21 protein-coding genes and 1 pseudogene are annotated in these 22,132 nt (G+C 66.1%); 9 read left to right on the forward strand and 13 right to left on the reverse strand.

Features of this window, described 5'->3' with window-relative positions; all coding sequences use genetic code 11:
- Nucleotides 1–77 precede the first annotated feature (77 nt).
- Complete coding sequence (locus tag VM621_RS04450) at nucleotides 78–644, forward strand: glycine zipper 2TM domain-containing protein (RefSeq protein WP_325467784.1); 567 nt, start codon at nucleotides 78–80, stop codon at nucleotides 642–644.
- 143 nt (nucleotides 645–787) lie between these two features.
- Here VM621_RS04450 and VM621_RS04455 read toward each other — a convergent pair whose 3' ends face one another.
- Complete coding sequence (locus VM621_RS04455) at nucleotides 788–1,027, reverse strand: hypothetical protein (protein WP_325467785.1); 240 nt, start codon at nucleotides 1,025–1,027, stop codon at nucleotides 788–790.
- Between VM621_RS04455 and VM621_RS04460 the strand changes: the two genes are divergently transcribed.
- From VM621_RS04460 to VM621_RS04495, 8 genes are all read left to right on the forward strand, one after another.
- Nucleotides 1,013–2,047, forward strand: a complete 1,035-nt coding sequence (locus tag VM621_RS04460; RefSeq protein WP_325467786.1) for an N-acetylornithine carbamoyltransferase — start codon at nucleotides 1,013–1,015, stop codon at nucleotides 2,045–2,047. The genes VM621_RS04455 and VM621_RS04460 overlap by 15 nt on opposite strands.
- A 42-nt stretch (nucleotides 2,048–2,089) precedes the next feature.
- Complete coding sequence (locus tag VM621_RS04465; RefSeq protein ID WP_325467787.1) at nucleotides 2,090–3,295, forward strand: argininosuccinate synthase; 1,206 nt, start codon at nucleotides 2,090–2,092, stop codon at nucleotides 3,293–3,295.
- 8 nt (nucleotides 3,296–3,303) lie between these two features.
- Entirely contained in the window at nucleotides 3,304–4,401 is a 1,098-nt protein-coding gene (locus VM621_RS04470) for an acetylornithine deacetylase (protein WP_325467788.1), read from the forward strand.
- Nucleotides 4,391–5,707 carry an acetylglutamate kinase gene (locus VM621_RS04475; RefSeq protein WP_325467789.1) on the forward strand — a complete coding sequence of 439 codons (1,317 nt, stop codon included), beginning with the start codon at nucleotides 4,391–4,393 and terminating at the stop codon, nucleotides 5,705–5,707. The genes VM621_RS04470 and VM621_RS04475 overlap by 11 nt, the downstream gene beginning before the upstream one ends.
- Before the next feature lie 6 nt (nucleotides 5,708–5,713).
- Entirely contained in the window at nucleotides 5,714–6,661 is a 948-nt protein-coding gene (gene argC, locus VM621_RS04480; RefSeq protein WP_325467790.1) for an N-acetyl-gamma-glutamyl-phosphate reductase, read from the forward strand.
- Between the two features lie 16 nt (nucleotides 6,662–6,677).
- Nucleotides 6,678–7,973, forward strand: a complete 1,296-nt coding sequence (locus VM621_RS04485; RefSeq protein WP_325467791.1) for an argininosuccinate lyase — start codon at nucleotides 6,678–6,680, stop codon at nucleotides 7,971–7,973.
- 265 nt (nucleotides 7,974–8,238) lie between these two features.
- Nucleotides 8,239–9,360 carry a glutamate 5-kinase gene (gene proB / locus VM621_RS04490; RefSeq protein WP_325467792.1) on the forward strand — a complete coding sequence of 374 codons (1,122 nt, stop codon included), beginning with the start codon at nucleotides 8,239–8,241 and terminating at the stop codon, nucleotides 9,358–9,360.
- 11 nt (nucleotides 9,361–9,371) lie between these two features.
- Nucleotides 9,372–10,658: a glutamate-5-semialdehyde dehydrogenase gene (locus tag VM621_RS04495; protein WP_325467793.1), complete on the forward strand. Its 1,287-nt coding sequence runs from the start codon at nucleotides 9,372–9,374 to the stop codon at nucleotides 10,656–10,658.
- A 143-nt stretch (nucleotides 10,659–10,801) separates the two neighbouring features.
- Here VM621_RS04495 and VM621_RS04500 read toward each other — a convergent pair whose 3' ends face one another.
- The 12 genes and pseudogenes from VM621_RS04500 to VM621_RS04555 all read right to left on the reverse strand — a co-directional run bounded on the left by VM621_RS04500 (nucleotide 10,802) and on the right by VM621_RS04555 (nucleotide 22,132).
- Entirely contained in the window at nucleotides 10,802–12,130 is a 1,329-nt protein-coding gene (locus VM621_RS04500) for a TolC family outer membrane protein (RefSeq protein ID WP_325467794.1), read from the reverse strand.
- A 155-nt stretch (nucleotides 12,131–12,285) separates the two neighbouring features.
- Nucleotides 12,286–12,987, reverse strand: a complete 702-nt coding sequence (locus VM621_RS04505) for a hypothetical protein (RefSeq protein ID WP_325467795.1) — start codon at nucleotides 12,985–12,987, stop codon at nucleotides 12,286–12,288.
- Nucleotides 12,984–14,264, reverse strand: a complete 1,281-nt coding sequence (kynU, locus tag VM621_RS04510; protein ID WP_325467796.1) for a kynureninase — start codon at nucleotides 14,262–14,264, stop codon at nucleotides 12,984–12,986. The genes VM621_RS04505 and kynU overlap by 4 nt, the downstream gene beginning before the upstream one ends.
- Before the next feature lie 19 nt (nucleotides 14,265–14,283).
- Nucleotides 14,284–14,883, reverse strand: coding sequence for a hypothetical protein (locus tag VM621_RS04515; RefSeq protein WP_325467797.1), 600 nt, complete (start codon nucleotides 14,881–14,883; stop codon nucleotides 14,284–14,286).
- Nucleotides 14,880–15,905: an amidohydrolase family protein gene (locus tag VM621_RS04520; protein WP_325467798.1), complete on the reverse strand. Its 1,026-nt coding sequence runs from the start codon at nucleotides 15,903–15,905 to the stop codon at nucleotides 14,880–14,882. Before VM621_RS04520 ends, VM621_RS04515 begins: the two co-directional genes overlap by 4 nt.
- A 77-nt stretch (nucleotides 15,906–15,982) precedes the next feature.
- On the reverse strand, nucleotides 15,983–18,052 hold the full coding sequence (locus VM621_RS04525; protein WP_325467799.1) for an FUSC family protein: 2,070 nt from the start codon (nucleotides 18,050–18,052) through the stop codon (nucleotides 15,983–15,985).
- A gap of 111 nt (nucleotides 18,053–18,163) precedes the next feature.
- Nucleotides 18,164–18,730, reverse strand: a complete 567-nt coding sequence (yeiP, locus tag VM621_RS04530; protein ID WP_325467800.1) for an elongation factor P-like protein YeiP — start codon at nucleotides 18,728–18,730, stop codon at nucleotides 18,164–18,166.
- 45 nt (nucleotides 18,731–18,775) lie between these two features.
- Nucleotides 18,776–19,543, reverse strand: a complete 768-nt coding sequence (locus tag VM621_RS04535; RefSeq protein WP_325467801.1) for an SDR family NAD(P)-dependent oxidoreductase — start codon at nucleotides 19,541–19,543, stop codon at nucleotides 18,776–18,778.
- A 94-nt stretch (nucleotides 19,544–19,637) separates the two neighbouring features.
- Nucleotides 19,638–20,207 carry a GNAT family N-acetyltransferase gene (locus VM621_RS04540; protein ID WP_325467802.1) on the reverse strand — a complete coding sequence of 190 codons (570 nt, stop codon included), beginning with the start codon at nucleotides 20,205–20,207 and terminating at the stop codon, nucleotides 19,638–19,640.
- Complete coding sequence (locus tag VM621_RS04545; protein WP_325467911.1) at nucleotides 20,204–20,614, reverse strand: GNAT family N-acetyltransferase; 411 nt, start codon at nucleotides 20,612–20,614, stop codon at nucleotides 20,204–20,206. The genes VM621_RS04540 and VM621_RS04545 overlap by 4 nt, the downstream gene beginning before the upstream one ends.
- 75 nt (nucleotides 20,615–20,689) lie before the next feature.
- Nucleotides 20,690–21,175: pseudogene (locus tag VM621_RS04550) on the reverse strand (GNAT family N-acetyltransferase); the annotation flags it as partial.
- A 57-nt stretch (nucleotides 21,176–21,232) separates the two neighbouring features.
- The gene (locus tag VM621_RS04555) at nucleotides 21,233–22,132 is read right to left on the reverse strand and encodes a hydroxymethylglutaryl-CoA lyase (protein ID WP_325467803.1); all 900 of its coding nucleotides are present in this window, start codon (nucleotides 22,130–22,132) and stop codon (nucleotides 21,233–21,235) included.

Here is a 22,132-nt window from a genome sequence, read left to right on the forward strand (position 1 = left end):
TCTAAGCGTGGATTCAGCGTGAACTTGATGAAATGCACGGGTAGGCGTCTTGTGCGCCTGGCTGGAGGTTCTCCTAAATGTCTCGCCTGCTCATCCCCGCGATCATCCTCGCGGTATTCGCAACCAGCGCCGGTGCCCAGGACGGCCGTTATGGTCCGCCTCCGGGTCCACCGCCCGGCCCGGCCCAGGGCCCGGATGACAACACCCACTTTGGCTGGGCCGACGTCTTGCGCGTCGATCCCGTCTACGGCGTCGCTCGCGTCGAGACCCCCCGACAGGAATGCTACGACCAGCCCGTCGTCCGCCAGGAGTCCAGCGGTAACAGCACGGCCGGGACCATCCTCGGCGCCGTGGTCGGCGGCGTGCTCGGTAACACCGTCGGCAAGGGCGACGGCCGCAAGGCCGCCACCGTGGTCGGCGCCGTCGCCGGCGGCGCGGTCGGCAACAACCTCGCCCACCAGGGCGACCGCACCTACTCGGGCACGGAAACCCGCTGCCGCGACGTCAGTTCGGTCTCCGAACAGCGCCGCATCGCCGGCTACGACGTCGAGTACCGCTATCGCGGCGAGGTCTACGTGTCGCGCCTGAACTACGACCCGGGCGAGCGTCTTCGCGTCCGCGTCAGTGTGGCGCCTGCCGACTGAGTCGGTTTCGCACCGTGATCCGAACGGGGGGCCGCGAGAAATCGCGGCCCTTTTTTGTTGTGGGGCGCCCGTCTTGCGCGCCGCACCAAATCCCGGCATGATCGCGGTTCCACTTTTCCAGACCTTGCCGTGTCCCATACCGTCTACACCGCCGTCGTCTTCACCAGCGCCCGTATGGCCGCAGGGATGACCTCGCGTGCTCGTCGACCGTACATCGGATACTCGGCCGGGTAGGCTGTCGCGCGCTTTTCATACGCATCGACTAAAAAACCCGGCCCTGCGCCGGGTTTTTTTGTTTCCGATTCCTGACCCTCCGCCTTCTTCACTTCCTCCACGGCCGACAAGGCCACCGACCGATCTGGACCGCCATGACCGTTCGCCACTTCCTCTCCACCCAGGATTACAGCCGCGCCGAGATCGACGCCCTGCTCGCGCAGGCGGCGGAGTTCAAGCGCTCGCCGCAGGGCCAGCAACTGGCCGGCAAGTCGATCGCACTGATGTTCTTCAATCCGTCCATGCGCACGCGTACCAGCTTCGAGCTGGGTGCGTTCCAGTTGGGTGGCCATGCCATCGTGCTGTCGCCGGGCAAGGACGCATGGCCGATCGAGTTCGAGGTCGGCGCGGTGATGGATGGCGATACCGAAGAGCACATCGCCGAAGTGGCTCGCGTGCTGTCGCGCTACGTGGACATCATCGCCGTGCGCGCCTTCCCGAAGTTCGTCGACTGGCAGGTGGATCGCCAGGACAAGGTGCTCAAGTCGTTCGCCCAGTACGCCACCGTACCGGTGATCAACCTCGAGACGATCACCCATCCCTGCCAGGAGCTGGCGCATGCGCTGGCGCTGCAGGAACACCTGGGCAGCCTGCAGAACAAGAAGTACGTGTTGACCTGGACCTATCACCCGAAGCCGCTGAACACCGCGGTGGCCAACTCGGCCCTGCTGATCGCGACGAAGATGGGCATGGACGTGACCCTGCTGTGCCCGACCCCGGAGTACGTCCTGGACGAGCGCTACATGGACTTCGCCAAGGCCAATGCGAAGGAAAACGGCGGTTCGCTTCAGGTCTCGCACGACATCGAGTCGGCCTACCGCGGTGCGGACGTCATCTACGCCAAGAGTTGGGGTGCGATTCCTTACTTCGGCCGCTGGGACGAAGAGAAGGCCATTCGCGATGCCAACAAGCACTTCATCGTCGATGAGGCCAAGATGGCCCTGACCAACAACGGCCTCTTCAGCCACTGCCTCCCGCTGCGCCGGAACATCAAGGCGACGGACGCGGTGATGGACTCGCCGGCCTGCATCGCCATCGACGAGGCCGAGAACCGCCTGCACGTGCAGAAAGCGGTCATGGCCTCGCTCATCTCGCAAGCGTCGGGCGCCAAGTCCGGCCTCGGTTTCTGATTCGCCTTTCCCCTGTCCGTTCAACGTTCTTCCGGAGCCTTCATGTCCAGCCAAGATATCGTCCTCGCCTTTTCCGGCGGCCTCGACACCAGCTTCTGCGTACCCTACCTGATGGAGCGCGGCTATGCCGTGCATACCGTGTTCGTCGATACCGGCGGCGTCTCGGCCGAGGAACGCGAGTACATCGAGCAGCGCGCGCATGAACTCGGCGCGGCCTCGCATCGCACGGTCGATGCCTCGCAGGCGATCTGGGACAGCTTCGTCACCCCGCTGATCTGGGCTGGCGAGTTCTACCAGGGTCAATACCCGCTGCTGGTTTCCGACCGCTACCTCATCGTGAAGGCTTCGCTGGAGCGTTGCGACGAACTGGGCACGAAGTTCTTCGCGCACGGCTGCACGGGCATGGGCAACGACCAGGTCCGTTTCGACCTGACCGTTCGTGCGCTGGGCGATTACACGATCGTCGCGCCGGTGCGCGAAATCCAGCGCGAGCACACCCAGGTCCGCGCCTACGAGCAGAAGTACCTTGAAGACAAGGGTTTCGAGGTCCGTGCCAAGACCAAGCACTACACGATCAACGAGAACGTGCTCGGTGTGACCATTTCAGGCGGCGAGATCGACGCGTGGGAAATTCCGGGCGAGGGCGCGATCGGCTGGTGTGCGCCGCGCGCCGAATGGCCGTCCGAACCACTGCGCGTGGAACTCGGATTCGAGAAGGGTACGGCGGTGTCGCTCAACGGCAAGGCAGCCTCGGGCCCGGAGATCCTCGGCTTCCTCAATCGCGAACTGGCGAAGTACGGCGTGGGTCGCAGCCTGTACACCGGCGACACCAATATCGGCCTGAAGGGTCGCATCGTGTTCGAGGCCCCGGCGCTCACCGCGCTGCTGACCGCGCACCGCGCGCTGGAAGAAACCGTGCTCTCGAAGCAACAGAACCGCTTCAAGCCGGAAATCGGCCGCAAGTGGACCGAGGTGGCCTATGAAGGCTTCTTCAACGATCCGATCAAGGCCGACCTCGAGGCCTACCTCGTTTCCACGCAGCGCAAGGTCGACGGCAAGGTCATCATCGAAACCCGTGGCGGCTCGGTGTACGCGGTGAAGGTGGAATCGAAGAACATCCTGCATTCGGCCAAGGCCACGTATGCGCAGGCCGCGGACTGGGGTGTCGCCGAGGCCGAGGGCTTCATCAAGCTCTACGGCATGAGCTCGACGATCTGGGCGGAAGTCGACCGAGCCAACGGGAACTGATCCGACACATGGACAAACTTCTCGACGACACCTTGACCCATCTGCGTGCGCTGGTCGGGTACGACACGCGCAATCCACCACGAGAGATCGGCACGGATGGCATCTTCGATTACCTGCGCGCGAACCTTCCCGGGTTCGACGTGCAGGTGACCGATTTCGGTGCCGGCGCCGTCAATCTTTACGCGGTGCGCGGCAAGCCGAAATATCTGTTCAACGTGCACATGGACACGGTTCCGGATTCCCCGCACTGGACGGCGAGCCCGTTCGAGCTGCGGGTGACGGAAGACCGGGCGATCGGCCTGGGCGCCTGCGACATCAAGGGCGCGGCCGCGGCACTGGTGGCCGTGGCCAACGCGACCCAGGGCGACATGGCCTTGCTGCTGTCCACGGACGAGGAAGCCAACGACGCGCGTTGTATCGACGGCTTCCTGGCGACGCCGCGAGACTACGAGGCGATCATCGTCGCCGAGCCGACCAGGGGCGAGGCCGTGCTCGCGCATCGTGGTATCCATTCGGTGCAAATGCGCTTCCAGGGTCGGGCAGGGCACGCCTCCGGCGAGCAGAAGCCGTCCGATAGCGCCCTGCACCAGGGCATTCGCTGGGGCGCGGCCGCACTGGACCATGTCCAGGCGCTGTCGCACGAGCGCTTCGGCGGCCTCACCGGCCTGCGCTTCAACATCGGCAAGGTCGAAGGCGGCATCAAGGCCAACGTGATCGCGCCGACGGCGGACATCCGCTTCGGCTTCCGCCCGTTGCCTTCGATGGATGCGGACAAGCTGCTCGAGACCTTCCGCACCCTGGTTGAGCCGGCGCCGGTCGAGTACGGCGAAACCTTCCGCGGCGATTCGCTGCCGGCAGGGGACACCGCGACCGCCGAGGCCCGCCGCCTCGCCGCACGCGATATCGCCGACGAGCTCGGCATCCCGGTCGGCAACGCGGTCGACTTCTGGACCGAAGCCGCGCTGTTCTCGAAGGCCGGTTACACCACCTTCGTCTACGGCCCCGGCGACATCGCCCAGGCACACAGCGCCGACGAATGGGTCCTCCTGGACCAGCTCGCGCATTACGCACAGACCATCCATCGGATCGTGGACAGTGGAATCTAACCAGCATACCCGCAAGACGATCGTGCGCCTGCTGTCCTCCATGGGCAGCGCGCGCGAGATCCAGCAGTACCTCAAGCGCTTCTCGCAGCTGGATGCCGCACGCTTCGCCGTGGTCAAGGTCGGCGGCGCCGTGTTGCGCGACGACCTGCCGGCGCTGACCTCTTCGCTGTCCTTCCTGCAGCAGGTCGGCCTCACGCCGATCGTGCTGCACGGCGCCGGCCCGCAGCTCGACGAAGAGCTGTCGGCCGCCGGTATCGAGAAGAAGACCGTCAATGGCCTGCGCGTGACCTCGCCCGAAGCGCTGGCGATCGTTCGCCGCGTGTTCCAGGCGCAGAACCTGCGCCTGGTCGAGGCCTTGCAGAAAGTCGACACGCGCGCCACCTCAGTGCCGTCCGGCGTATTCGCCGCCGACTTCCTCGACCAGGGCACGTTCGGCCTGGTCGGCAAGGTCCGTGAGATCAACCTCGCGCCGATCGAGGCCAGCCTGCGTGCGGGATCGATCCCGGTCATCGCCAGCCTGGGCGAGACGGACTCGGGACAGATCCTCAACATCAACGCCGACTTCGCCGCGAATGAACTCGTTCGCGTGCTGCAGCCCTACAAGATCGTCTTCCTCACCGGGACGGGCGGCCTGCTCGACGGCGACGGCAACGTGATCGATTCGATCAACCTGTCCACCGAGTACGACCAGCTGCTCAAGCAGCCCTGGCTTCACTCGGGTATGCGTTTGAAGATCGAACAGATCAAGGATCTCCTCGACGACCTGCCGCTGACCTCGTCCGTGTCGATCACTCGCCCCGCCGAGCTGGCGAAGGAGCTGTTCACCCACAAGGGCTCGGGTACCCTGGTCCGGCGCGGCGAGCGCGTGCTGCGCTACGAGTCGTGGGAGGGCGTCGACAAGGAGCGGCTCCGCGAGTTGATCGAATCCAGTTTCGGCCGTCCGGTCGTGCCCGATTACTTCGAGCGCACGAACCTGTATCGCCTCTATGTCTCCGAGAACTATCGCGCGGCGATGGTACTCACGGCCGAAGAGGGCTTTGCGTACCTGGACAAGTTCGCCGTGCTCGACGAAGCGCAGGGCGAAGGCCTGGGTCGCGCGGTCTGGCAGGTGATGCGCGACGAGAACCCGAAGCTGTTCTGGCGCTCGCGCCACGGCAACGTCATCAATCATTTCTATTACGCGGAGTCGGACGGCTGCTTCAAGCAGTCGCGCTGGAAGGTGTTCTGGTACGGCCTGGACAACTTCGCCGATATCGAACGCTGCGTCGCGCATTGCGCCACGCGCATACCCACCCTGCAGGACTGACCGGTCATGGCAACCAAGACCATCGGCATCGTCGGCGCGCGCGGCCACACGGGCGCCGAGCTGATCAAGCTCATCGCGAACCATCCGCAGCTCGAGCTTGCCTTCGTTTCCTCGCGTGAGCTGGATGGGCAGCGTCTTGCCGACCACAGCGACGCGTACACGGGCGAACTTGCCTATAGCAACCTGGATCCGGCCGCGGTCGCCGCGCAGGCGGCGGACGTGGTGATCCTGGCGTTACCCAATGGCAAGGCGGCGCCCTACGTCGAAGCGATCGACAAGGCTGGCGGCTCCACGGTAATCGTCGACCTCTCGGCGGACTACCGGTTCGACGAGCGCTGGTACTACGGTTTGCCCGAACTCTACCGCGATCGCTGGCGTGGCGAGAAGCGCATCAGCAATCCCGGCTGCTACGCCACGGCCATCCAGGTCTCCATTGCGCCGATCAAGGATCTGCTCGCCGCGCCGCCGGTGTCGTTCGGCGTTTCCGGTTATTCGGGTGCCGGCACGACGCCGTCGGACCGCAACGATCCCGAAAAACTGCGCGACAACCTCATGCCTTACGCGCTCACCGGTCATATGCATGAGAAGGAAGCGAGCCGCCATCTCGGCTTGCCGGTGGAGTTCATGCCGCATGTGGCGCCGCACTTCCGTGGGCTCACGGTCACCACCAATCTGTACCTGGCGAAGCCGGCCAAGCGCGAGGAGATCGTTCTTCGCTTCGAAGCGCGCTTCGATAAGGACAAGCTGATCCACGTGGTCGACGAGGCACCCTGGGTGAGCCAGGTGGCACACCAGCATCACCTCGACATCGGCGGCTTTGCGATGTCCGTCGACGGCCGTCGTGTCGTCGTCGTTGCCACGCTGGACAACCTGCTCAAGGGCGCCGCCACGCAGGCGATGCAGAACGTCAACCGTGCGCTCGGCTTCGACGAGCTCACCGCCATTCCGCTTTGAGCGAAAGGACCTTACGATGACCCAGCCGCTCTGGCAGAAATCCGATACGCAGGTCGACGCACGCATCATGCGTTTCCTTGCCGGTAACGACGTCGTCCTCGACCGCGAGTTCTTCCTGCACGACATCACGGCGAGCAAGGCGCACGTCGAGGGCCTTGCGAATATCGGCGTGGTTTCCGGCGACGAGCGCGACGCGCTCCTGCGGGAGCTCGACACCCTGGCCGCCGACTTCTCCGCCGGTGCGTTCGTCCTCGACGATCGCTTCGAGGACGGCCACTCCGCGATCGAAGCGCGCCTGACCGAGCGTCTCGGCGACGCGGGCCGTCGCGTGCATACGGGCCGCAGCCGCAACGATCAGATCCTCGTCGCCACGCGGCTGTGGCTGAAGGAGAAGCTGTCCACGCTGGAGAGCCATTGCCGTGCCATTGCCGAGGTGTGTCTGCAGCGCGCTGCGGGCGATTCGGTGCCGATGCCCGGTTATACGCACATTCAGCGCGCGGTGGTCTCGTCGACCGGCATGTGGTTCGCTGCATTCGCCGAGGCCTTCATCGACAACACCCTCCGTGCGCGCCAGGCCCTCGAGCTGATCGATGCCAACCCGCTGGGCACGGCCGCGGGCTACGGCGTCAATGTCGCGTTGGACCGTGCGCATACGACGGCAGCACTCGGCTTCGGGCGCATGCAGGTGTCGCCGATCTACGCGCAGCTCTCGCGCGGCAAGTTCGAAATGGCCGCGCTCGATGCCGTTGGCACGGCCTTGCTCGACACGCGCCGACTGGCGTGGGATCTCTCGCTGTTCACCACGGCCGAGTTCGATTTCGTCAGCTTGCCGGGTGAGTACACGACGGGTTCGTCGATCATGCCGAACAAGCGCAACCCGGATGTCGTGGAACTGTTGCGCGCCAGCTACGCCAGCGTGGCCGCCGCACGCACGGAGATCGAGCAGCTGCTGTCGCTGCCGTCGGGCTACCAGCGCGACCTGCAGTTCTCCAAGGGTTCGCTGTTCCATGGTTTTTCCATGGGCCTGGGCGCGCTCGAACTGCTGCCCGATCTACTTGCGCGTTTCAGCTGGAAGGCGGAGAAGATGCGTGCGGCGATCGAGCCGGCCATGTACGCGACCGACGTCGCCATCGAGGCGGCCGTCGCCGGCGTGCCGTTCCGCGATGCCTACCGTGCGGCGGCCGAAACGGCCGCGTCGTCGGGGGAGGGTCGTACGCCGGAATCGAGCCTCGCAGCGCGTACCTCGCCCGGTGCCGGTAACGACCTGATGCTCGATACCCTGCGTGCGAGACTGGCAGCCCTGACGGGCTGATCGCCGCTGAAGCGGCTCCCACACAAAGCTCCTTGTGGGAGCCGATTCATCGGCGAAGCTCTTGCTTCTCTGTGGGAGCCGATTCATCGGCGAAGCTCTTGATTCTCTGTAGGAGCCGATTCATCAGCGAAGCTCTTGCTTCTCTGTACGAGCCGATTCATCGGCGAAGCTCTTGATCCTTTGTAGGAGCCGATTCATCGGCGAAGCTCTTTGTGGGAGCCGCTTCAGCGGCGATTCGGGACAGCCACAACGATAGGGAAAGACCATGCCATCGCCCTTCACCGAGCAGTCGCTACCCCATTGGCACCGCGCCGTGCTCAAGGTCGGTAGCAGCCTCCTGACCGCCCCCGAAGGCGGCCTTACCGGCCGCCACGCCAAAGCGCTCGCCGCCTTCGTCGCCCGCAGCCGCAGCGCCGGCCGTGAGGTTGTCATCGTATCCTCCGGCGCGGTGGCCGCCGGACGCGGCCTCGCCACCCCGGAACGCGCAGCTGGCCTTCCCGGCCGACAGGCGCTTGCCGCCCTCGGCCAGACCCGCCTCATCGCCCTTTGGCAGACCTTCTTCGACGCGCCGGTCGCCCAGGTGTTACTCACCCACGACGACCTGCGCAACCGCCGTCGATACCTCAACGCGCGGACCACGCTGCGCGAGCTGCTTTCGCTCGGTGCCATTCCGGTCATCAACGAGAACGACACGGTTGCCGTCGACGAGCTGAAGCTCGGTGACAACGACAACCTCGCCGCCATCGTCGCAGCCCTCGTCGATGCGGACGTCCTGTTCATCGCCTCCGATGTCGCCGGCCTCTACACGGCGAACCCGCGCATCGATCCAATCGCCGAGCCTATCGACGAGGTCGCCGAACTCACCGAGGAACATAGGGCCAGCGCCGGCGGGACCGGCAGCGCGGCGGGGACGGGCGGCATGCGGACCAAGCTCGAAGCGGCAGGGAAGGCCGCGGCAGCCGGCATCGAGACGATCCTGTTCGACGGCCGTGACGTGGCGTGCATCGAGCGGCTCGCGGAAGGCATGCTGACGGGCACCCGCCTTCGTGCGCCGAATACCCGCCTCGCCGCCCGCAAGTACTGGCTCCGCCACGCCCCTCCGGCTGGCAAGATCACGGTCGACACGGGTGCCGTCGACGCCTTGCGTTCTCGCGGCGCTTCTCTGCTTCCGGGCGGTGTGGTTGCGGCGGAAGGGGACTTCGCGCGCGGCGACGTGGTCGATATCGCGGACGAGCATGCACCGTTCGCGCGTGGCATTGCGCAGTACTCCGCCGCCGACGTGCGCCGGATCGCGCGCCGTCACACGCGCGATATCGAGACCGCGCTCGGCTATAGTTATGGCGAGAACGTCGTCCATCGCGACGACCTCGTCGCCCTCTCCCCATGAGCGAGGCTGCCATGCCATCTTCCCTGCGTGACAAAGCGCTGGCCTGCCGGGATGCGGCATCGTCGATCGCCAGCCTCGATACGGCGGCCAAGCGATGTCTCCTGCTCGCCATGGCGACCGCGCTTGCAGCGGATGCGACCTTGGTGCTCGATGCCAACGCCAAGGACATGGCTGCCGCCCGCGCGAATGGCACCAGCGACGCCATGCTCGACCGGCTGCGACTGGACGCTTCGCGCATCGCAGGCATCGTGCGCGCGATCCGCGAAGTGGCCACGTTGCCTGACCCGGTCGGGGTCACGACGCGGTGCGAGACCCGGCCCAACGGCATCACCGTCGAGCGCGTGCGGATTCCGCTCGGCGTGATCGCCATGATCTACGAGGCACGGCCGAACGTGACCGCCGATGCGGCGGCGCTGTGCCTGATGGCGGGGAACGCGGTGATCCTGCGCGGCGGTTCCGATGCCATGCATTCGAATATCGCGATCGCCACCGCCTTGCGGCGCGCGCTCGCGGCGAGCGGTATTCCCGAGGCCGCCCTGACCCTGATCGACGACCCGCGCCGCGAGACGATGGTCGAGCTGCTTCAACTCACCGATATCGTCGACCTGGCCATTCCCCGTGGCGGCGAGGGCCTCATCCGCTTCGTCGCGGAGCATGCGCGCGTGCCGGTGATCAAGCATTACAAGGGTGTCTGTCATCTCTACGTGGACCGCGACGCCGACCCGGTGCTTGCGTTGCGCTTGCTGGTCGATGGGAAGACAAGCCGGCCTGGCGTCTGCAACGCGCTGGAAACGTTGCTTGTGCATAAAGACATGGCGTCCACCTTCCTGCCGCATGCGATAGAGAAGCTGCGCCGCCTGGGCGTCGAGATCCGTGGCGACGAGGTGACCCGTGCGCTGGCCGACGACGTCGCGCCCGCCAGCGAAGACGATTACGCCGCCGAATTCCTCGACCTCATCATCGCGGTGCGCGTTGTCGACACCCTCGACGAGGCGATCGCGCACATCCGACGCTACGGCTCGGATCACACCGAAGTGATCGCGACACGCGATCCCGTCGCGGCCGACAGTTTCGTTCGCGCCATTCGTTCCGCGGTCGTCATGGTCAACGCATCGTCGCGCTTCAGCGACGGCGGCGAGCTCGGTCTTGGTACGGAGATCGGGATATCGACCACGCGCTTGCATGCCTATGGACCGATGGGTGCGGAGTCGCTCACCGTCGAGCGCTTCGTTGTGCGTGGGGAGGGGCAGGTGCGTCACCCGGCTAGCGAACGCGTCGACGACGCCTCCGGACAGTGATTCAAAGCCCGCGGGCGTTGAGCTTGATGCGTAGCGACTTTCCTATTCGTCAAGCCCGCCATTTCGATCTTGGTGTGTCCCTCGCGTATCCATCGATAAGGTGTTGACGGACGGAATCTTGCGTTCTCCGTTCTCCGGCCTTGCTACTGCAGTAGCAGGTTGATGGCTTCGAGATCCTCCATACCAAGGCTTCCGTCCGCCTTCTTAAGCAGCAGTTTGTCGAGGATGAACTGGTGGCGTGCCACCGAGTGGTCCATCAACGAACGGGTCAGCTTCTGCTGAACGATAAGCAGGTCGATGATGGTGCGGCTACCGACTTCTATGCCGGCCTGCGTTGCATGGTGTGCGTTCTTGAAGGACTCTACCTCCGCTTTGGTCGCAGCAATCTTGCTGACGCCAGCGACGACCGATCGGTGATACCTGAGTGTGTCGCTAACCACTCTTCGACGGGTCAATTCCAGGGAACCTTGCGCTGCTTCGCGCTGATCGATCGCCCGACGAACATGCGAGCCTTGCGTTACCGCGGAGACGATGGGGACCCTTAGCGTTAAGCCGATTGTGAAGCCGCTTCGCCGCCTTCGTCCCTGGGTGTTACCGTGTGCCGACCTGGTCGGTGTTTGGGTCCACGCTGCGGTTCTCTTGTAACTCAAGGCGGCGTCGATCGTCGGCAAATCGCCGGCGCGAGCCGTTGCAACACCCTGCTCCGTGGACTCGAGGTTGTACCGCGCCGCCAGGACGCTTGGGTTGCCCGCGACCGCTCGAGCTACGGATGCCTTCAGGTAGGCCGGCGGTGGAGCATCCACGGGCAGCAGCTCGCGTAACTTCTTCAGCCTGCCAACCGGTTTGCCGGTGATCTGGCTGAGCGCTTCCCGCGAGTCTGCAAGAAGATGCTCTGCCGTGATGACAGCGGCGATAGAAGTGCTGTGTCGGGCTCTGGCATCTAGTACATCCGCCGTCGTAGCGAGGCCGACCTTTGAACGCACGCTTGCCTCTTCCTGTTGCCGGTCTAGAACTCGTTCGTTGGCCTTGGCGAATGCCAGAGCGTCGTCGTTGGTGAGGACCTCAAAGTAGGCTGTGACCACACGCGTTGCCAACTGCTGAAGAGCGGCCTCGTATGTAGCATCTTGGGCTCGAGAAGCCGATTTGGCTGCGCTCAGGCGAGAGTGCCCGCTAATGTCGAACATCCGGTAGTCGATCGTGATCGCCTGGGTGCGGTGACGCGTGTGGCGGTGACGCACAGGAAAGGCCGTTTCGCCCCAGTCTTTCTCGATCAAGTTTAGATTGGCGCTTATCCTGGGCAGCAGCGGGGCGTGGGCAAGGCTCACGTCTTCACGTGCGGCCTGTTTTATAGCGTCGAATCGGGAGATAGTGGGATCGTTCGATCGAGCATGTTTGTACGCGTCCATAAGATCATATGCGTGGCTGCACGATGGGGCTAGCATCGTTGCCAGGGCAATGGGAATACGCGTCATTCGCACGGTTCGCTCTCGCAGTCCTTCGATCGAGGCATGCTGCGCGATTACGCCAAGTCAGAGAACCGGAAATTCCCACGCGTTGGTGTAGGCGATTGCCTCGTTCGGAAGCCTCGGCGGATATACGGATGGCGAGAGCAATCGCGCGCGTCCGCTCAGCCGGGCCGGCCGAGCCCGTCACGAATCCGCTCCGAAACATCCATCATCGCGTACCACGCCCGCTCGACCGCGCTCGCCAGCGCATCACGATCCAGTGCCACGGTCTCCGCGCGTCCACCTTCGTCGGGGATGTACTCGATAAGCACCCGCTGCCCATCGATCCAGGCCTGGTCGCCGGCAAGGAAGAGGGGATCCTCGAAGCTGCCCATGCCCGGCTCGGGCGGCATCGCAAAGGCCGTGCGGCCGTCGCGCGGTGCGTGCCGAAGAAGCTCGATCACCCGCTGATAGGAACCATCTTCGTCGTCGAGTTCGAAGGCGATGCTGTCCATGCGCGAGCCCGCGTAGAGCTCGATGGAGCCCGTGAAGATGGCATGCGTCGCGTGGCCGTCGAGGCGGACGCGTGGATTCGTCAAAATGTCGCGCAGGGCCGAGACATAGCGTGTGGTGACGTCGGGATGCTCGCGCAACCACACGCTGCTGACATCCTCGATCGCCGTGACATGACCATCCATCTTCGCTTCGACGCCACGATGCGACACCGTAGTCGGGCGATCGGGCAGCGCGACAGGCAGGCCGCCGGCCTTCAGCCCGAACATCACCCGTCCAGGCGCCACCCGCAGCCAATGCGTCACGGCCTGTACGACAAACCCATCGCCGTGCTCGCTGTACGGCGGCGGAAACAGCTCCTGCGCGCTCACGCCTGCGTCCCGCGCCACGCTTCGATCGCCTCGACCGCGCCAAGGCAGTCCGCGAAGCGGTTGTACAGCGGCGTCGGCGAAAGGCGAATCACATCGGGTTCGCGCCAGTCGCCGACGATGCCTTGCTGTTCGAGGTGGCCGAAAAGCGCACGCCCCGCGTCGCGACCGGCGCGCACGCGCACCGAAAGCTGCGCGCCACGCTGCAAGGGATCGTTCGGCGTCACGATATCGAGCGTATCGTCGAGTCGGCTACGAATGAGCCAGTCGAGGTAGGCGGTGAGGCGGCGGCTCTTCGCCACCAGGTTCGGCATGCCGGCTCGCGTGAACACATCCAGCGACGCGCGCAGCGGTGCCAGCGCGAGGATCGGCGGATTGGAGAGCTGCCAGCCGTCCGCACCCGGCGTAGGTACGAATTGGGGCCCCATCTGGAAACGCGTCGACTTGTCGTGACCCCACCAACCGGCGAAGCGCGGCACGTCGGCCGTCGCGTGGCGCTCGTGCACGAAGCAGCCTGCCACCGCGCCGGGGCCGGCGTTGAGATACTTGTATGTGCACCACACGGCGAAATCCGCACCGCTGTCGTGCAGGGCGAGCGGAAGATTGCCCACGGCATGGGCCAGATCGAAACCGACGAGGCAGCCATGCGCACGCGCCAGACGAACGATGGCGGCAAGATCGAACACCTGGCCGGTGCGGTACTGCACGCCGGGCAGAACGACGAGCGCCACGCGATGCCCGTGTGCCGCGATGGCCTGCGAGATCGCCGCCATCGACAGCGTGCCGCCGGGACCGTCGGGCTGGATTTCGATCAGATCCGTCGCCGGATCGAAGCCGTGGAAACGGACCTGGGACTCCAGGGCGTAGCGATCCGTGGGAAACGCGCCCGCTTCCATGAGGATGGCGTGACGTTCAGCGGTCGGCCGATAGAAGCTGACCATCATCAGGTGCAGGTTCACGCCCAGGGTGTTCATGGCGACCACTTCGTGCGGCCGCGCACCGACCACCTCGGCCATCGCGTCACGCACGTACTCGTGGTAGTGCATCCACGGCGAGCGACCGCGGAAATGGGCCTCGACCGCGAGCTCCGACCAGTCGGCCAGTTCCGCCTCCACCGCGGCGCGGACGCCCTTCGGCTGCAGGCCGAGCGAATTGCCGCAGAAGTACAGCGTCTCCCGCCCATGGTGCGGCGGGATGTGGAATTCGTCGCGGAACGCGCGCAGGGGATCGGCCGCATCCTGGGCGTCGGCCCAACCGCGCGTCGCTTCGAAAACGGTCATACGTGGACTACCTTGGGTGTCAGGAGGGCATGTGGGCGGCGACGTCGGCGCAGCCCTTGTCGAACGAGGCATTCCACTTGGCATCGCCGTTGGGGCGGATGCAGCGGAGCTGGATCGCATAGCCGCCACTGTAGAAATAACGCTCGAAGTAGTCGAGCTTTACCTTGCCTTCCTTTGCCGTGTAGACGTTTTCGGTCGGGGAGGTGGCCTTGCCCGCGGCGTATTCCGTCAGGCCGGAGGCACGGCTGCGCAGGTTGCCCGAGAACTGCTGGAAGCCGTTGAGGTTGGGCACCTTCTTCAAGGTAATCGAGACGCGTGCCAGGGTGGCGTCCGCGGCGGCGCCGCCGGGTACCTGGAACACCTGGGTCTCGGTCTCGCCTTCGGACTGCATGATCGGCACCCAGGTGTCCGGCACCGGCACATGGATGGCGCCGCCCGCCATGGAGACGTCGGCAGCCGTAGCCAATGAGCTGCTCAGCAGGAGGGCAAGCGGAAGGGTACGCAGGAGGCGCTTCACGATCAGGGGTTCCCCGTAGAGGCCGCGGCGGCGCGGCGCAACGCGGGCATTCTTGCACAGCGTCCGGTCATGCATGGCCGGCGACAGTGTGCGTTGCGTCACGCCACCGCGGACATGGTCTGGAAGCGAGAGAGCGGGACGCCCAGCCATTCCAGCGCGGTGCCGTGGAACAGGCGGGCGCGGGAGGCGTCGTCGAGGCCCAGCGCCTCGATACCGCTGCCGGGCTCCTGCTCGCCCAGAGGGAAGGGGTAGTCGGTGCCGAGCATCACGCGCTCGGTGCCGGCGACCTCGAGCAGGTAGCGCAAGGCGGCGTCGTCGTGGACGCAGGAATCGAAATACATCCGAGAGAGGTACTCACGCGGATTGCGCGCGTTGTCGGTGGCGACGAGGTCCGGGCGCATGCGAAAGCCGTGTTCGATCCGGCCGATGGAATACGGGAAACTGCCGCCACCGTGGGCAAGCATGATCTTCAGCGACGGCAGCCGTTCCAGCACGCCGCCGAAGATCAGGGCACAGGCGGCGCGCGACTGCTCGGCCGGCATGCCGACCAGCCAGGGCAGCCAGTATTTGGGCATCGATTCGGTGCCCATCATGTCCCACGGGTGCACCAGCACCGCGGCGTCGAGATCCGCGGCCGCTTCGAAGAACGGGAACAGCTCGGGCGCGTCGAGGTTCCACGCGTTGCAGTGCGAGCCGATCTGCACGCCCTGCAGGCCGAGTTCGTCGACGCAGCGTTCCATCTCGCGGATCGCCAGCGATGGCGACTGCAGGGGCACGGTGCCGATACCCGCGTAGTGGCGGGGATGCGCCTGGCAGACGGCGGCCATGTCGTCGTTGAGATGCGTGTGCAGTTCCAGCGCCTGATGGCCCTTGGCCCAATAAGAGAACATCACCGGCACGGTGGAGACCACCTGCACGCCGACACCGAAACGCGCGTAGTCGGCGATGCGGTGTTCCGCGTCGAAGGCGGATTCCCAGACTTCGCGGAAAAACCGGCCGTCCTTGTAGATGCGATGGTGTCCGCTGGAATGGGTCATCACCGGGAAGCGGTCGTCGCCGTAGCGGGCCGCGAGATCGGGCCAGTCACGGGGCAGGATGTGCGCGTGGGTATCGATCTTCAGCATGGGGCCGAGTGTAGCGCCGGCAGCGCGCCGGAGCCTCTCGCGGTGCAGCAAGCGACGCCAGCGGCGCAGGCGCGGTCTCAGGCGGGGGTGACGGCGCGCCGGGTCACCACGTGCGCTACCGTATCCACGTTATCCGTCAATCGGTCCGTCAGACGATCGACCGCCTCGGCCAGTTCCCGGTCTTTGGTTCGCGCCAGGGCTTGCACGAGCGCGCGCTGGTGCTCGCGCAGGTCGGGCGGGACGAGCGCGCCTTCGGCCACGGTCAGCGCTTCACCCTGCGCGCGCAGGGCGAGCGACGCCTCGCGAATGAACGGACCGACATGGACCCACGCCTCGGGCACCTCGTCGACATCGATCAACGCCTCCAGTGTCATCGCGGTACGCGCCAGGCGGTTGCCGTTGGCATACAGCGTCTCGGCCAGTTCCTGCAGGACCGCCGGCGTACCCGGCTCGGCGCGCATGCGATCGACCGAGGCCTGGGCGTTGGTGCGGGCGGTTCGGGTGGCATTGCGAACCTGGTGACGCGTCGCGCGGTCGGCAGGCTCGACCAGGGTGTCGAGGTAATCCGCATAGGCGCAGAGCATCTCCGACAGCGCGATGCGCGCGCGACTGCGCTCCCACGACGGCCAGAGGACGTAAGCCAGCAAGGCCATGGCGCTGCCCAGGGCGGTGTTGAGCACGCGATCGGACATGGCGTTGAACGGATCGACCCCTTCGAACGACAGCAAGACGACCACGGTGCCGGTCAGCGCCGCCACGGCGATGCCGTAATGCGCGCCGGCGAGATAGCGGAAGGCCACGCAAAGCACACCCATCACCGCGATGTGCGCCCACACCACATCGGGTGTCAGTCGCAGCACGAAGGTGGTCAGCATCAGGCCGAGCACGGTGCCGACGACGCGCAGCAGGCCGAAGTTGAAGGTCGCGGCGAAGTCGGGGCGCAGCACGATGGCGGCGGTCATCGGCAGCCAGTAACCGTGCGGCAGCTGGACGTATCGCGAGACGGCGAAGGCCAGGGTAAGCACCACCGCGCAACGCACGGCATGGCGGAAGGCCACTGACTGCGGGGTGATGTTCGCGCGCAGGGTGGCCAGGGGCGAGGCGCTGCGCAAGGTGTCGGGAAGACTGGTTTCCGCGCGCTGGGCGCGTTCTTCGCCGCGGCTGCCCGCCCAGTTCGTATTGCGTACCACGGCGGCGAGCTGGCCGGACAGCGCCTGAATGTGGGCGCCGACGCCGGTGCCGGTCGAGCCGGCGAGCAGGGCCTTTTCGCTTGCCTGGAGGGTCGCCAGCGCCCGCTCGGCGCGCTGCGGCGGCTCGGCGGCGTCCAGTGCATCCGCGGTGGCGGCGAGGACCCGGGCGGCATCGTTGCGGAACATCTCGCCCATGCTCTCGCGCTTCACTTCCAGCTCGGCCATGGCGACCAGCTCGAGGCGAATGCGCTCGGCCAGTTCCAGCAGCACGCGGAAGGCTTCCATCGCGCGGCCGTGCGCATGATGGCGGCCGAGCAGGGTGAGATGCAGGGCGTTCATCGCGTCGGTGATGCCGGGCGCCTCGCCGTCCTTGTGCGGCTTGCGTGCAAGGTCGGCGAGGCCGCGATAGACGAGGGCGAGCGCCGTCCGTTCCGGGCGGTAGCGTTGCAGCGGCCACGCCGCGATGGAAAAAACGGCAAGGAGCATGCCGCCGGCGAAAATCAGGCCGCCGCCGGCGAGCGCGCCGTAGATGTCCTTGGGCGTGGCCGCCGTGATCACCAACAGCAGCATGCTTGTCATGCCCACGCGCGCGATGTCCGCACCGAACACCACGAGCAGGCCGCCGAAGAAGCCGCAAAGCGCGCAGGCGACGCACATCGGCAATACGTCGTCGCCGATCAGGAATCCGACCAGCGAGGCGATGCCGGCAGCCAATGCCGCCAGGAAGAGACGATTGAGGCGTTGCTGGTAGGGCCCGGGCTGGTCCGAGAACATCGTGTCGAGCGCACCGGCCGCGATGCCGATGCCCACCTGGGGGTAGCCGGTATACATGCCCGCGGCCAGCGGCAGCACCACCGCGGCGGTGTTGCGCAGGGCAACCCGCATGGGCACGTCCGGTCGCTTCGTCCGGATCAGCGTGTCGACGACGCTGGCGCGGAAGGAGTAGCTCTTACTCATCGTGTCTGGGGCTCGTCCTTTGAGCCGGTGATTCTGCCGCAGCATCCCTGACTGCGGAGCGAGCGGGACGTCGGGACGGAAGCGTCGTCGAACGGTTCCGTCCCGTCGCGATCACGAAGCGCGGCCTGCGAACTCGCCGGTGAGCGTATTCACTGTCACCTTTTCCCCGTTGGTGATGTACTCCGGCACCTGCACTTCGATGCCGGTCTGCAGCTTGGCCGGCTTGTTGCGCTTGGTAGCGCTGGAACCCTTCAGTTCCGGTGCCGTGTCGGTCACGACCAGGACGACCGAGGTCGGCACCTGCAGGCCCACCGGCGCTTCGTCGATCACCTGCACGTAGTAACCCTCGAGGTCTTCCACGACATAGCCGGCGTTCTCGCCGACCACGTCGGGACCGAGCGTGTACTGGGTGTAGTCCTCGTCGTCCATGAAGACGAAGTTGTCGCCGTCCATGTACGAGAACTTCGCCTGGCGGCGCTCGAGGCTGACTTCCTTCAGCTCGTCCTCGGCGCGCAGGCTGAGGTCGAACTTGCGCTGGCCCGGGATCGAATACAGCGTGAACCGGAAGGTCACGTTGCCGCCGCGCGCCGAGGGCGAGCTGCGTTCGATATCGCGGACCTGGTACACGGTGCCGTCGTGCTCGACGACGTTACCTTTCTTCACATCAGATGCTTTCATGGCGTTCGACTTCGATGTCTTGGGGTTGGAATACGTTGCAGCGGATTACTTCGGGGCGAGACGGACGGCGCCGTCGAGGCGGATCGTTTCGCCGTTGAGGTAGCGGCTGTTGATGATGAAGGCCACCGTGTCGGCGAACTCTTCCGGCCGACCCAGGCGCGACGGGAAGGGAATCGAGGCAGACAGCGACTCCTGCACGGCAGGCGGCATGCCGTCGACCATGGGAGTCCAGAAAATGCCCGGCGCGATGGTGTTCACGCGGATGCCGAAACGCGCCAGTTCACGCGCCATCGGCAGGGTCATGCCGACCACGCCGCCCTTGGAGGCGGAATACGCGGCCTGGCCGATCTGCCCCTCATAGGCGGCGACCGATGCGGTGTTGATGATCACACCGCGCTCGCCGTCTTCGCCGGCGGCGTTGGCCTGGATCAGCTGCGCGGCGGCCTTGGCGACATTGAAGCTGCCGACCAGGTTCACCATCACGGTGCCCGCGAAGGTGGACAGCGGCATCGGGCCCTCCTTGCCGAGCACACGGCCCGCGCCGAGGATGCCGGCGCAGTTGACCACGACGTTCAGGCCACCCATGGCGGCCTGCGCGGCGGCCACGTTGGCGGTGACGCCTTCTTCGGAGGTGACGTCGGTGCGCTGGAAGCTGGCGTTCTTGCCCAAAGCGGCGGCCGCCGCATGGCCTTTCTCTTCGTTCACGTCGAAGAGGGCGACCCTGGCCCCGGCGGCGACGAGGCGCTGCGCGACGGCGTGGCCGAGACCGGATGCGCCGCCGGTGATGACGGCCCTGACCTGTTCGAGCTGCATGAATACTCCGCTGGTACGACTGGCAAAGAAGCCAATCTTAGCCGAGGCCCATGCCGCCCGGCTTGCGGCGACGCGACAGGGCGGCGACGACCGGTCAGAGGCTCCGCAGAAACCGATCCATCGCGCCGGAGCCGGTCAGCGCGGCGAACGGGATCACCGCCGTCGGTGGGGTTTCGGGTTCGGACAGAAACAGGCTCCACACACCGACATCCCACCATTGTCCGAGCTTGTAACCCGCCTTCGGCCAGACGCCCGCCGGTGCGAAGCCCATGGCCTCGTGCATGGCCACGCTGGTGGCGCCGGGCAGGGTGATCACGCCCACGGCCTGGTTGATGCCCTGCAAGCGCATGGCCCCGAGCAGCGCGCCGTACAGGCGCCGGGCGATGCCGCGACGGCGCGCGTTCTCGTGCACATAGATCGAGGTTTCGGCGATCCAGTCGTACGCCGCGCGCTCGCGGAAGCGACCTGCGTAGGCGTAGGCGAGCACCTCGCCGTCTTCCTCCCAGGCCAGCCACGGATGCGTGGCCAGCCGCGTGCGAAGGCGCCCGCGCATGGCTTCCTCGCCCGGCAGGTCCGTTTCGAAGGTGATCGCGCTGGTTTCGACGACGGGGGCGTAGATGGCGTGGCAGGCGGCGGCGTCTGCCTCGGTGGCGATGCGGATCAAAGCGGCTTTTCCATGAAGATGCTGGCGGGATGGGAACGATGATCGCCGAACGGCGGGCAACGGCGATAGCCGGAGCGCTCATAGAGTTCGATCGATTCGGTCTGCGCCGTCCCCGTCTCCAGCTTCACTTTCGTCCCGCCAGCCGCGCGGACCTGGCCCTCGAGGGCCTCGAGCATCTCCTTGCCCAGGCCCATGCCGCGGCAGGCCGGCACGACGTACATGTACTTCAGTTCCACATAGTCGCCCTGGTCGACGCCGGCGCCGCAGGCCAGCGGCGTGCCGTCGACGCGCGCGGTCATGAAGGTCACGTTCGGCTGCCGCAGGCTTTCCACGCCCACATGCTGGGGCAGGGGTTGATGGTAGAGATCGGAAAGGTAGCCGTGCAGCTGCTCGATCAGCGGCAGCACGTCGTCGCGGCCCGGGTCGTCGATCGCGAACAGCAGCGTGGGTGGCTCCGGCGCGACGATCAGGTCGCCGTCGTTGAGATGGCGCAGGAAAAAACGGTCGCAGCTGAAATGCCCGGTGCCGCCCATCGGCGCGTCGATGCGCGCGAAACCGTGGCGCAGATAAAGCACCTGGGCGGCGTCCATGCCCGTCAATGTTTCCAGGTAAATGCGCTGGAAGCCCGCGCGGCGTGCCGCGTCCAGGCAACGCCGCATAAGCCGGGAGGCCGCACCGATACCGCGTGCCTTGGGCAGGAAATACATCTTGCGCAGCTCGCAGGTGTCCTCGTCGCCGCCTTCCAGCGGCGCGATGCCCGCGCCGCCGATGGCGTGCCCATCCTTTTCGACGACGAAGTAGGCATGGCGCGGTTGCGCGTAGGCGGCGGACAGGCCATCCACTTCGGGATCGTGGATGGCGAAGCCAGGGCCATCCGCACCGAATTCAGGCATGACGTTGCGGATCACGGCGGCCATGTCGGCATCGTCGCGAGGTTCGATGGGACGGATCGTGTAGTCGGTACGCATGCACCGATGCTGCCACGGATCGCCTGCGTTACGGAATGACGGCGCGCAGGCCGCCCCTCACGCCGCTGTCCGCGCCCGGGTAACGCGGCTGGCGGTTTCCTTGCCGAGCTGGCCGGCGAGCCATGCCCCGGTCTCGATGAGCCGCTCCAGGTCCACGCCGGTCGTCATGCCCATGCCGTGGAGCATGTAGACGACGTCCTCGCTGGCGACATTCCCGGTGGCGCCCTTCGCGTACGGGCACCCCCCCGTGCCGGACACCGCGCTGTCGACCACGCGCACGCCTTCTTCCAGGCACGACAGGATGTTCGCCAGCGCCTGGCCGTAGGTGTCGTGGAAATGGACGGCCAGGGCGCTCATGGGCACCTCGCCGGCGACGGCGCGCAGCATCTCGCGCGCCTTGGCTGGCGTACCCACGCCGATCGTGTCGCCGAGCGAGATCTCGTGGCAGCCGAGTTCGTGGAGGCGACGGGCGACGCGAACCACATCGGCCACCGGCACGTCGCCCTGGTAGGGGCAGCCCAGCACCGTGGAGACGTAGCCGCGCACGGCGACCCCATCGGCCCGGGCGCGCTCCATCACGGGGACGAAGCGTTCGATGGATTCATCGATCGACGCATTGATATTGGTGCGATTGAATGCCTCGGACGCGGCGGTAAAAACCGCCACTTCGGTGGCGCCGACCTCGCGCGCACGCTCGTAGCCCTGGAGGTTGGGCACGAGCACGGGATAGACGACTCCCGGTGCCTTGCGGATGCCACGGAACACCTCGGCGGCGTCGGCAAGCTGCGGCACCCACTTCGGGCTGACGAAGCTGGTCGCTTCGATCGTGGCGAGACCGGTGGCGGACAGCCGGTCGATCAACGCGATCTTCACCGCGGCGGCGAGCATCGCCTTCTCGTTCTGCAGGCCGTCACGCGGACCGACTTCGACGATACGTACGTGGTTCGATGCGTTCAT

Source organism: Luteibacter sp. (assembly GCF_035539195.1).
Lineage (GTDB): Bacteria > Pseudomonadota > Gammaproteobacteria > Xanthomonadales > Rhodanobacteraceae > Luteibacter.